Source organism: Stenotrophomonas lacuserhaii (genome assembly GCF_014836545.1).
Lineage (GTDB): Bacteria > Pseudomonadota > Gammaproteobacteria > Xanthomonadales > Xanthomonadaceae > Stenotrophomonas > Stenotrophomonas lacuserhaii.
Window position 1 is genome coordinate 216,930 of record NZ_JACSQS010000005.1, and the last position, 11,468, is coordinate 228,397.

The 11,468-nt window shown below is 67.0% G+C and carries 11 protein-coding genes and 1 pseudogene; 5 read left to right on the forward strand and 7 right to left on the reverse strand.

What is annotated here, in order from left to right:
• Positions 1–15: 15 nt before the first annotated feature.
• Positions 16–195, forward strand: a pseudogene (locus H9654_RS07525) (hypothetical protein); the annotation flags it as partial.
• Between the two features lie 28 nt (positions 196–223).
• On the opposite strand, the gene H9654_RS07530 reads toward H9654_RS07525, so the two are convergent.
• Positions 224–991, reverse strand: a complete 768-nt coding sequence (locus H9654_RS07530) for a hypothetical protein (RefSeq protein WP_191770201.1) — start codon at positions 989–991, stop codon at positions 224–226.
• A gap of 239 nt (positions 992–1,230) precedes the next feature.
• Between H9654_RS07530 and H9654_RS07535 the strand changes: the two genes are divergently transcribed.
• Both H9654_RS07535 and H9654_RS07540 read left to right on the forward strand, forming a co-directional pair.
• Positions 1,231–2,133, forward strand: coding sequence for a L,D-transpeptidase family protein (locus H9654_RS07535; RefSeq protein ID WP_406833461.1), 903 nt, complete (start codon positions 1,231–1,233; stop codon positions 2,131–2,133).
• Positions 2,134–2,137: 4 nt separating this feature from the next.
• Positions 2,138–2,845: a M23 family metallopeptidase gene (locus H9654_RS07540; RefSeq protein ID WP_191770205.1), complete on the forward strand. Its 708-nt coding sequence runs from the start codon at positions 2,138–2,140 to the stop codon at positions 2,843–2,845.
• A 102-nt stretch (positions 2,846–2,947) separates the two neighbouring features.
• Here the strand turns inward: H9654_RS07540 and H9654_RS07545 are convergent, their stop codons facing one another.
• The 6 genes from H9654_RS07545 to hflK form a co-directional block, all read right to left on the reverse strand.
• Positions 2,948–3,382 (reverse strand): pyridoxamine 5'-phosphate oxidase family protein, encoded by a 435-nt coding sequence (locus H9654_RS07545; protein WP_191770207.1) that lies wholly within the window; start codon positions 3,380–3,382, stop codon positions 2,948–2,950.
• Between the two features lie 206 nt (positions 3,383–3,588).
• A complete protein-coding gene (locus tag H9654_RS07550) occupies positions 3,589–4,881 on the reverse strand; it encodes an adenylosuccinate synthase (protein ID WP_042613514.1) in 1,293 nt (430 codons plus the stop codon).
• A 209-nt stretch (positions 4,882–5,090) separates the two neighbouring features.
• Positions 5,091–7,361, reverse strand: a complete 2,271-nt coding sequence (locus H9654_RS07555; protein WP_191770208.1) for a gluzincin family metallopeptidase — start codon at positions 7,359–7,361, stop codon at positions 5,091–5,093.
• A 104-nt stretch (positions 7,362–7,465) separates the two neighbouring features.
• Positions 7,466–7,651, reverse strand: a complete 186-nt coding sequence (locus H9654_RS07560; RefSeq protein WP_101099903.1) for a DUF2065 domain-containing protein — start codon at positions 7,649–7,651, stop codon at positions 7,466–7,468.
• Between the two features lie 63 nt (positions 7,652–7,714).
• On the reverse strand, positions 7,715–8,578 hold the full coding sequence (hflC, locus tag H9654_RS07565) for a protease modulator HflC (protein ID WP_042613511.1): 864 nt from the start codon (positions 8,576–8,578) through the stop codon (positions 7,715–7,717).
• Positions 8,575–9,708, reverse strand: coding sequence for an FtsH protease activity modulator HflK (gene hflK / locus H9654_RS07570; protein WP_191770210.1), 1,134 nt, complete (start codon positions 9,706–9,708; stop codon positions 8,575–8,577). Before hflK ends, hflC begins: the two co-directional genes overlap by 4 nt.
• Before the next feature lie 143 nt (positions 9,709–9,851).
• Between hflK and H9654_RS07575 the strand changes: the two genes are divergently transcribed.
• Together H9654_RS07575 and pilH are read left to right on the forward strand one after the other, a co-directional pair.
• Positions 9,852–10,847, forward strand: a complete 996-nt coding sequence (locus H9654_RS07575) for a YhdH/YhfP family quinone oxidoreductase (protein ID WP_191770212.1) — start codon at positions 9,852–9,854, stop codon at positions 10,845–10,847.
• An 88-nt stretch (positions 10,848–10,935) separates the two neighbouring features.
• On the forward strand, positions 10,936–11,307 hold the full coding sequence (gene pilH / locus H9654_RS07580; RefSeq protein WP_101099900.1) for a twitching motility response regulator PilH: 372 nt from the start codon (positions 10,936–10,938) through the stop codon (positions 11,305–11,307).
• The last annotated feature ends 161 nt before the right edge of the window (positions 11,308–11,468 follow it).

Sequence of the window (11,468 nt, forward strand, 5' to 3'; positions counted from 1 at the left end):
GAGAGGAGAAACCTCATGACCCAAGGTGATAAATCCGCCTACACGGACAAGCAGAAGCGCAAGGCGGCGCACATCGAAGAGAGCGAGAAGGACAAGGGTCGCTCGGCCAGTGATGCCGAACGGATCGCGTGGGCCACGGTCAACAAGCAGGATGGCGGTGGCAACAAAAGCGGCAGTGGCCGCAAGGATGCCAAGGACAGCTGACACCGCTGGGGGTGGAGCGTCAGCGGGCGGTTCGGGCCGGTGGCGTCGGTACCGCGCCGCGGCGTATGCCGGCTGCCTGCACACGGCGTACGGCGGCGATCGGAACCGCCTCCGCCCGTCGCTGCGCCGGCCACCACAGGAACACGAACGCGCTGCTGGTGCCCAGCAGCCGCGCCTGCCCCGGTAATGCGGTGACATCGCCGATCAAGTGTACGGTCACCGCATCACCTGCGCGACGATCGCGGATGTCGTTGCCGCGCTGGGATACGTAACCGGCTGCCGCCACCGCCATGAACAGCGTCACGGCCACGGTCATCGCGGTCAGCGGACGCATCCGGGTCGCTTCCCAACTGGTGAACACCGAACGCCCCAGCAGCAGTCGCCACAACCGGTTGCGATCCTTCAAGCGAGCGGCCGTTTCCGGATTGCGCAGGCGCAGCGTCTCCGGCCAGGTCACCAGCAATACCAGCAGCACGCCCAGCAGCAACAGGGCGATGTATACCGGGTCGCGCACGCCGGCGACCAGGAAGTCACTGGCCTGCAGGTAATCCAGGATCGATATCCCGAATCCGCGATAGAACCAATAACTGCACCACAGGCCCAGTGCCGATACCAGCAGGTAAGCGGTGGTGAACAGCAGCGCCGGCTCGCGCTGCATGCGGCGCGAAGCCTGCAGCACAATCGAATCTTCGTTGCCCTCCGCGAGCGGTATCAGCGACCAGTCGAATACCCTCGGCGGCGGCGGCGCCGGTGCGCCTGCAGGCGCTGGATTGTCACTGCTGTCCATGGCATCCCCTTGTCTGCTGCGTAGCATCGGCCAAGTTGCAGCGCAGCGGTAGTGTCTCGCTTGCCCCGCACCCGTCGACGCCGAGCGCTCAGCCGCCCGTCAGCCTTTTCACGGTGGCTGCGCACGTCTCATGGGCATGGTGGAGGCATTCGAACAAGGAATTCCCGATGTTGCCCAAGCGCCTGCCCCTTTCTTCCCTGCTGATCGCCTGCCTCGGCCTGGCGGCCGCGCCACTGGCGATGGCCCAGGCACCGGCACCGGCCGCCCCCGCCCAGACTGCTGCCGCGCAGCCGGTGAACATCGAGCCACGCTCGCCACTGCATGCGCAGGTATTGCTGGACCGGGCGAACTTCTCGCCCGGCCAGATCGACGGCGAGGTGGGCTCGAACCAGCGCCGTGCCGTTACCGGGTTCCAGGCTGCTCGCGGACTCAAGGTGACCGGCGAGCTGGACGAGGAAACCTGGCAGGCGCTGCAGGCCGACAGCACCAACATGCTGGTGCGCTACACGCTCACCGCCGAAGATGTGGCCGGTCCATTCCAGCCCACGCCGAAGGGGCCTGCCGCGCAGGCGCAGCTCAAAGCGCTGGGCTTCGGCTCGGTGGCCGAAGCGCTCGGCGAGCGCTTCCACGCCTCCCCGGACCTGCTCAAGGCGCTTAACCTGGGCGTGGATCTGGGCAAGGCCGGCACGTCGATCCAGGTGCCGAACATCGGCAGCGGCGCCTTGCCGAAGGCGGCCAAGGTGTTGATCGACAAATCCGATTCCACCCTGCAGCTACTGGACGACCAGGGCAAGGTCCTGGCGCAGGTACCCGTCTCCTCCGGCAGCCAGCACGATCCGTTGCCGATCGGCGAGTGGAAGATCCTCGGCGTTGCGCGTGATCCCACCTTCCACTACAACCCCAAGCTGTTCTGGGACGCGAAGAAGGGTGACAGCAAGCAGACCCTTCCGCCGGGCCCGAACAATCCTGTAGGCGTGGTGTGGATCGACATTTCCAAGCCCCACTACGGCCTGCACGGCACGCCCGAGCCGGGCCATGTCGGCAAGACCGAATCGCATGGCTGCGTGCGCATGACCAACTGGGATGCGCTGCGCGTGGCCGATGCCGTGGGACCGTCGTTGACCGTGGTGATGCAGGAGTAAGCCGATGCGCGTGATGCCGTTGATCGCAGTGGGGTTGGTGGTGGGTATCGGCACCGGTTGGTGGCTGTTCGGCCAGCGCGGCGCGGCGGTGGACATCGCGCCGGTGGATCCGGCGTCGGTGATTGCGGTGCCGGGTGAACCGGCGCCGTCGCCTTCGGTGACGCCTGAAGCGGTGTCCGGACCGTCTCGTTCATCGCTGCAGGTGACCGCTGCGGCGCCGGCCCTGCCGGTTGCACCGGTGGTCGCCACGCCTGCCACCGCGCCCGCGCCCGCGTCCGCGTCCAGCGGACTGCTGCTGCCGGTGCAGGGCATCTCGCCTTCGCAGTTGCAGGACACCTTCACCGATGCGCGCAGCGAGGGCCGGGTGCACGATGCCATCGACATCATGGCGGCCGAAGGCACGCCGGTACTGGCGGTGGCGGACGGCCATGTCGAGAAACTGTTCGACAGCGACAAGGGCGGGCTGACGATGTACCAGTTCGACCCAGATGGCGTGCACTGCTACTACTACGCTCACCTGCAGCGTTACGCCGACGGGTTGGCGGAGAAGAAGCAGATCAAGCGGGGCGAGGTGATCGGCTACGTAGGCAGCACCGGCAACGCCAGTCCCCAGGCGCCGCACCTGCACTTTGAAGTCCATGTGCTGGGACCGGAGAAGCAGTGGTGGAAGGGAGATTCGATCAACCCGTATCCGTTGCTGACGGGGCATTGATTCCGAGGGCGCCGCTGCGCTCGCCGACCATGGGTCGGCGCTACCAGGTGGGCGGGTTTCTGGTAGCGCCGAGCCATGCTCGGCGGGAACCCTACCCTCGCGTCACACCGTCAACTCGCCATTGTCCTCGCCATCCCACCAGGTGATGCGCGAGGCACGCACGTGCAGCAGCACGATGCCCGGGGTATCGATGCCCTGCTCGAACCAGCGCTCCAGGTCCTTGACCCAATGCTCGGCGAAGGTCGCCTTGTCCGTATGCAGGTGGCAATGGCCCTGCACGGCGACGAAGATCGGCGGTTTGCCCAGCAGCGACTTGGCACCGGTGAAGGAGAGGCCCACCTTGGGGTCGCGGCGGATGTCGGCCACCATGCGCGTGTTTTCAAAGGTGAAGAACCAGCTGTCACCGTCGTAGTCGACGTCGCCGTTGTTGCTCATCGGCCGCGCCGCATGCTCACCCCCGTCGGTGGTGGTCTGCAACATGACGAAATCGATGTCGGCCATCTTCTTGGCCAGGTCCTGCAGGGTATAGGCGGTCATCGGTGATTCCTGGTGGGTGATGCGCCGAGGGTGGAGCGCCTGCGGTAAATGCGCCGTGTAGGGCCAGCGAGGGCGATGTGCAGTGTCATCGCCGGTCACGCAGGTTTAAGACGGCAAAGGGCGTGACGACCGGTGTGGTCGTCACGCCCTCTGGTGGAGCCCGCCGAGCATGGCTCGGCGCTACCGGGTCATCGCGTCGTCTGGGATCAGGCGAACGGGTCCTGCAGGACCATGGTGTGGTCACGGTCCGGACCGGTCGACACGATGCTGATCGGGCAACCGGCCAGCTCTTCCAGCGAACGCAGGTAGGCACGTGCGGCCGGCGGCAGGTCATCCCAGTTGGTGATGCCGTGGGTGTTCTCGGTCCAACCCGGGAACTCCAGGTACACCGGCGTGCACTCTTCCCAGCCCTGGCCATCCAGCGGCGCGTACTCGGTGCGCTTGCCACGGTATTCGTAGGCGATGCAGATCTTCAGCTTTTCCATGCCATCCAGCACGTCCAGCTTGGTGATGCACAGGCCGCTGATGCCGTTGATCGCCACCGCGCGCTTCAGCGCGACGATGTCCATCCAGCCGCAGCGACGCGGCCGACCGGTGGATGCACCGTACTCGGCGCCACGGTCACGGATGCCTTGGCCGATTTCATCGTCCAGTTCGGTCGGGAACGGGCCACCGCCCACGCGCGTAGCGTAGGCCTTGGCGATACCCAGCACGTAGTCGATGGAATCAGCGCCCACGCCGGCACCGGCCAGTGCACCACCGACGGTGGTGTTGGAGCTGGTGACATACGGGTAGGTGCCGTGGTCGATATCCAGCAGCGCGCCCTGCGCCCCTTCGAACAGCACCCGCTTACCCTGCTTGCGAAGGTCGTGCAGGATGCCGGCCACGTCGGACTTCATCGGCTGCACGTATTCGCCGAAGGCCAGCGCTTCGTCGAAGGTCTGCTGGAAATCGACCGCGTCGGTGCCCAGGTACTTGGTCAGCACGAAGTTGTGGTAATCCAGCGCGGTGCGCAGCAGTTCTTCCAACTGCGCCGGGTAGTGCAGGTCAGCGATGCGGATGCCGCGACGCGCCACCTTGTCTTCGTAGGCCGGACCGATGCCACGGCCGGTGGTGCCGATCGCCTTGCCACCGGCAGCGCGTTCGCGCGCCTGGTCCAGGGCGATGTGGTAGGGCATGATCAGCGGCGCGGCCGGGGAGATCTTCAGGCGCGAACGCACTTCCACGCCGGAGGTTTCCAGCTCGGCGATTTCCTTCTGCAGCGCGGCCGGGGAGATCACCACGCCGTTGCCGATCAGGCACAGCGCATCGGCGCGCAGGATGCCCGACGGAATCAGGTGCAGGACGGTCTTCTTGCCATTGATGACCAGCGTGTGGCCGGCATTGTGGCCGCCCTGGAAACGTACTACGGCACCGATTTCCTCGGTGAGCAGATCGACGATCTTGCCCTTGCCTTCATCGCCCCACTGGGCACCAAGCACTACGACAGACTGACCCATGACGGGCTCCTCGAATTGTGTGCGGCCATCGGGGCCGCTGACGGGTAAACCGTGGCAGGACAGGCCAGCGCGGGATGGCGGCTCCAACGGGGAGGCGCCGGCGAAGGAAGGTCCCGGACACAGAAAAAGCCGAACGGGAGGGCCCGTCCGGCTTTTGTGCATTATCCGGGTTTCAGGGGGCAGGTGCCACCCTGTGCCGGCGCCATGGGTCAGCCCGTGTTGGGCTCGGCGGCGGCCCGCACCGGCGCCGCCTGGGTGAACATCCGGTCAAACGGGGTCGAGGGGCGCGGCTCGCAACCGAAGGCCTCGTCGAATCCTTTCAGCGAACGCCCCAACTCGGCGCGGAACGGGCCCGGTGGGTGGTGGTCCTCGCTGATCTTCGCTCGAAGCTGGGCCGCGGTGGGGTTGGCTGCGTGCAGTCCGGCCGCTGCAACGAAGAACCGCCGGAGATCGAACACCCTGCCCTCGCGCGCGGCCTCGGCCTCCCCGGCACGCCGGCTGGCGCTCAATCCACGCAGGTCACACGCTGCCTCGCCACGTACTCGCTGGGGATCGAGCTGGGGCTCGCTGCTCCACAGGCCCCCGATGCGCTGGCCGATGGCCACGTTCTCTTGTTCCATCATCGCCTCGCCCACTGCGCTGAGGGTGCCCCCATCGACCATCAGGTGAGCCAGTTCGTGCCCCAACATCACGCCCAGCGTCGCCCATTCGTGCTCCGCCGATGTCGCCGCTGTCTGCACGCTCCCCAGCAGCGCCGGCGTGGTGAACACCTGCCCGTCCCGCACGTTGGTGCCCATTGCGAGGTGATGGGCCGGACTGCCGGTGCGGCTCGCTCCGGCCGGGTCCTCGATGATCTCGATATCTTCCCGCACCTTGAGTCCGGCAAGGCGCTGCAGGTTGATCGCAAACGAAGGCGAGGCCTCGAAGCCGCTCCAATCCATGTCGCGCCCGTCATCCCACCGCAGGCTGGCATCGTGCAGGACGTCCTGCAGCAGGCTTTTATCCTCCACTGGCAATGACGATGCTGCCAGGTCCTCCAGATAGACCTGCTTCACGCCATCGAACAGGGCCCGTGCCCGGGCTTCCAGGGCGGGGTCGGCGCTGCTTCCATACCACGCTCCCAGCAGGCGGCGCCCGCCACGGGAATCCTCCAGCCGGTGCAGGAGCTGTCCGGGCTGGCGCCCGGTCTGCAGCAGATGCTGCATCCGTCGCGCCTGCTGGCAGCGCAGGAAGGCCTTCCACTCGGGCAGCGAACGGCTGCTCAGCAGGCCCTCCAGGCTCCGGCAGGTTTCCACGCTGGTGAACAGCGCGGTCATGGGATCCAGCCTGAGCGCACTCCACACCTCGGCCCAGGGGAAACCCGGCAATGCATGGATCGCCTGGGGCAGACTGTAGGATCCCATCCGCATCGGTTCCATCGGCACGCGGGTCAGCTCGGCTTCCATGTCGAAGATGCCGTCAGCCGCTTGCTCGGCCTCCGCCTGCGGCATACCGGTGTGTACCAGCAGCCGGGCGATATCGGCCTTGTGCGCGAGCACGGCCGGATGGGCAGGCGGCAAGCCATGAAGTCCAGCGGGCTCGGCCGGTTGCAGCGCCAGTCCGACGACCAGCACGCCGACGCGGAAGTAACGTTCCAGCCCCAGTACGGTCTCCTGCCCCTTCAGCATCGAGGCGCAGATGTGTCGCATGACGTCGTCCATGCTGGCCAGCGCTGCGATTTCATCGCGCTGCGCAGCGAACGCGCTCCACGACCAACCGCCAAGGTCCCTTGCACTTGCCCAGGTCAAGGCAAGTGCCTGCTCCGCGCCCAGTGCATCCGGCGATGCGTGGGACAGGTTGTCCAGCATCTGCGCCTGGAGCGTCTTTCTGGCTTCGCTGAAAAAACTGGGCGCGACAGGCCCGGCAGGATGCTGGAGTTTCCAGAACCCGTTGGCGTACTGGTCCAGGTCGGTACACGGATCGGCGAACCAGGCCGCGATCCCCTGCCACAGCAACGACCGACCGCCGCCCACGCTTTCTTCGGCCACCAGCAGCGCCTCCTGTCCGGCCAGCTCCGCCGGCGGATGACTGATCTGCGGCAACAGTGCGGGATGGAACGCATGCAGCGCGGGGGCCTGTTGCACATCAGACTGCGTGGCCCCAGCGGACGGGCCGCTCGGCGAGCCGACGCTGTGCGGCAGCCGCCTGCCGATTCCAGCGGCCGATTGGCCGGGATGCAACGGGGGTATGGCCGGCGAAGGCGCCGGGGCGTCGCTGATCCTCGCGGCAGCACCGGCGAGATGGCTCCCCGCCAGCAACATCACCGTACCGGCCGCCAAGGCGGCGTGCGCATTCCAGGGCTGGTTCGCCACCCGCCACACCATGCCGGCGGGCTGCCGCGGCACACACTGCAGATGGCCGGAGACCGGCCTGCCTCGTTGGGCCTGGAGATACTGGTCACGTCCCTGGGCGCTGCGCGCCATGCCATTGCTCACTGGCATCGTTGTTTCCTCCACACCATGGAGATCAAGACGCTAGCAACGGCTCTTTCAGCGAGACATAGCCGGACACGACAACGCGCGAATTCTGCAGGAGAGCCGCGTTCCTAGTGGCGTGCCCACCACAGCAGGCTCAAGCCCGCCAGCAACACCAGCCCGCCGAAGCTGCGCAGCGCCGGCCCGGGCAGCTCCATCAGACGCGCGGCCATGCGTTTCCACGCCAGTGGTGCGGCAAACAACAGCAGGCCTTCCAGCACGGCCACCAGGCACAGTGCGGCAAACAGGTCTTTCATCCAGCCACTCCACAAAAGCACGGGGCCCGGACATGCCGGGCCCCGTGGGAAACCGCCGTAGGCTCAGCGGTCGCTTTTCAGGTACTGCAGGAACGGATCATTCTTGTCCAGCACGATCACCCCGTTGCCATCGGTCAACGAGTTGCGATAGGCCTCCAGGCTGCGGGTGAACGCAAAGAACGAGGGATCGGCCGAACCGGCCTGGCCGTAGATCCGCGTCGCTTCGGCATCACCTTCACCGCGCATGCGCTGGGCATCGCGCTCGGCTTCGGCCACCAGCACCGTCGCCTCGCGGTCGGCCTGGGCACGGATGGTGAGCGACTGCTCTTCGCCCTCCGCCCGCAGCTTGGCCGCTTCCTGCTTGCGCTGTGCGCGCATGCGCTCGTACACGTCGTTGATCACCTGGCTGTCGGTCGGCAGGTCGATCTGCTTGATGCGCAGGTCGATGATCTGCATGCCCAGCCCCTGCACGGCTTCGTTGATGCCGGTCAGCTGGTCGGCGATCAGTTCGCTGCGGTCACCGGACACCAGCTCGGTCAGCGAACGCGAGTTGATCTGGTTGCGCAACGAGTCGGTGATGATCGGTGCCAGGCGGGCGTTGGCCACGCGCGGATCGCCACCGGTGGCGCGGAAATAATCGCCCACGTTGGAGATGTAACCGATGGCGAAGAAGTCGACGCTGACGTCCTTCTGTTCGGCGGTGAAGTAACGCGCCGGCGCGGTGTCGAGCACCTGGAAGCGGCGATCGAACACGCGCACCGTTTCCACCAGCGGCACCTTGAAGTGCAGGCCCGGCTTGATGTCGGCCCGGACCACGCGGCCCAGGTTCAGCACCATGCCGGTCTGGTCCTCACGGACCACGAACACCGACCCCAGCAGGCCGAACAGAATCACGACCACCAGGCCGATCCACAGTGAACTCCTCATTGGCTGCCCTCCTCACGGCCGCTCGGTCGTCCCGTCGGACGGCCCACGGGCCGGCCTGGATCACGCGGAGTGGGGCTTGCACTGCCGGTAACGGCAGGCAGCACGACATCCGGGTTGGACAAGGGAAGCTGCGCTGCACCGGTCGGGCGCGTCTCGCCCGGGAACGGCACGTACAACACCTGGCGGCTGTCGCCACCGATCACCTTGCGGTTCTCGGCCAGCACCTGCTCGACCGTTTCCAGCCACAGGCGCTTGCGGGTCACCTCCGGCGCGTTCTTGTACTGCTGCTGCAGCAGCGTGAAGCGCTGGGCATCACCCTCTGCACGCGAGACCACGGCGGCCTTGTAGCCTTCGGCAGTGGTACGGGTCCGGGCGGACTGGCCGCGCGCTTCCGGAACCACCTTGGCCGCGTAGGCCTGCGCTTCGTTGATCAGCCGTTCCTTGACCTGCTGCGCACCGTTGACCTCGTCGAAGGCCGGCTTCACTTCTTCCGGCGGGCGCGCGTCGGGCAGGGTCAGGCCGGTCACCGTGACACCGGTGCGATACGCGCCCAGCAGGGTCTGCAGGCGGGTTTCAGCGGCGGTTGCCAGCGGGCCACGGTTGTTGAGCACCGAGTTCAGGTCGGCACGGCCGACTTCCTCGCGCACCGCGCTCTGCGCCGACTGCTCCAGCACCTGGTTGGCATCGAAGGTGCCGAACAGGAACAGGCGCGGGTCATCGATGCGGTACTGCACGTTGAGCGAGACGTTGACGATGTTCTCATCGCGGGTCAGCACCGGCACCGAGACCGAGAAGGTCTTGATCTCCGTGGCGTTGACCTTGGTCACCGACTCGATCGGCCAGGGCAGCTTGAAGCTGGGGCCTGGCTGCAGGATGCGCGAGAACTGGCCGAAGCGCAGCACCACGCCACGCTGCTGTTCGCCGATCAGCTGGAAGCTGGAGAACAGCAGCAGCAGGACCGCCGCAATGACGATCCAACGGACGATGCCGCCATCGAACATGTCTTTCAACGGCCCCGGGAACCCACCCCAGCCACCACCAAATCCGCCGCCGCGGGGCTTGGAAGGCCCCCGCCGGTTGTCTTCGGGACGTTGTCCGTCCCTGTTGCCGCCGGGTGTATTCCAGGCCATGCACGCTCCATCTGAATTGGGCCGCGCCACGGGCCCTTCCCGTGACACCAGCCTTGTACCGGTTTCCCTGATTCTACAAGATGGGGCGGACCAGGAGGATTGGAAGGGGGTAAGGTGACATTTCCCCGTCAGCGAGCGTTCCAATGTCCCTTCCGGCCACCTTCAGCGCCTTCCGCATCCACAAGGACGACCACGGCCACCACAGCGGTATGGCGCCGCTGCAGGTGGACGATCTTTCCCCCGGGCAGGTGCTGATCCGCGCGCAGTGGTCGTCGGTCAACTACAAGGACGCCCTGGCCGGGACCGGCCGCGGCCGGATCCTGCGCCGGTTCCCACTGGTCGGCGGCATCGACGTGGCCGGCGTGGTGGTCGCTTCGAGCGATCCGGCCTGGCGCGAGGGCGATGCGGTACTGGCGACCGGCTGCGGCCTGAGCGAAACCCGTGACGGTGGCTACAGCCAGTACGTCCGGCTGGAATCCAGTGCAGTCATCGCCCTGCCCGCCGGTCTGACCCCGCGCGAGGCGATGGTGCTGGGCACCGCCGGGTTCACCGCTGCGCTGGCCCTGCTGCGCATGCAGGACAACCGCCTGACGCCCGGGCATGGCCCGCTGGCAGTGACTGGTGCCAGCGGCGGAGTCGGCAGCCTGGCCGTGGATATCTTCAGCCGCGCCGGCTACACGGTGCATGCGGTGAGCGGCAAGCCGGAGCAGGCCGACTGGCTGCGCGCGATCGGTGCCAGCGAGGTCCTGCCGCGTGATGCGCTGGCCGACACCGCGCCGCTGCAGTCGGCGCGCTTCGGCGGTGGGCTGGACAATGCAGGCGGCCCGATGCTGGCCAGCCTGCTGGCACAGACCGTCGGCTACGGCAGCGTGGTCAGCGCGGGACTGGCCGCCGAGCCTTCGCTGGAGATGACGGTGATGCCGTTCATCCTGCGCGGCGTCTCGCTGCTCGGTGTGTCCTCGGCCAGCGCCCCGCGGGCGCTGCGCGAGCAGGTCTGGGAACGTCTGGGCAGCGACTGGAAGCCGGCGCACCTGGAAGCGATCTGCACGCGGGAAATCGGGCTCGCCGAGCTGCCGCCGGTCTTTGAAAGCATGCTGTCGGGCGGCTCGCACGGGCGTACCGTGGTACGGATCGACTGAACGTCGCAGGCGGGCGACGGACGGCACGTTGTCGGCTTCTCCGCGAGGCAAGCGGCGCACTACACTGCGGCATCACCTGGGGAGCAACATGGCACGCATCCTGATCGTCGACGATTCACCATCGCAGCTGTTGGGGATACAGCGCATCGTCGAGAAGCTGGGCCACCAGATCCTGACCGCCACCGATGGGGCGGCCGGCGTGGAAACCGCGCGCGCCGAACTGCCGGACCTGGTGCTGATGGACGTGGTGATGCCCAACCTCAACGGCTTCCAGGCCACCCGCACGCTGGCCCGCGATGAAACCACCCGCCACATCCCGGTGATCCTGGTGACCACCAAGGACCAGGACACCGACCGCATGTGGGGCATGCGCCAGGGCGCGAAGGCGTACATCACCAAGCCGTTTTCCGAGGACGAGCTGTCCGAGGTACTCGAACGCGTGTTCGCCGGGCAGCCCTGACCGGGCGTGGGTCGAACGGGTGAGGCCCCCTCGCGGGTGGCTTTCAGAGCCGCAGCTTTGGGTGGGCCGGGCGGTGGGGCTGCGCGGGGGACGGCAAAAACTGCGTCCATGCGGGCCTCGTTTCGCGCCATCCATGGCGCTCAACGCCCCCGCCCAGCCCC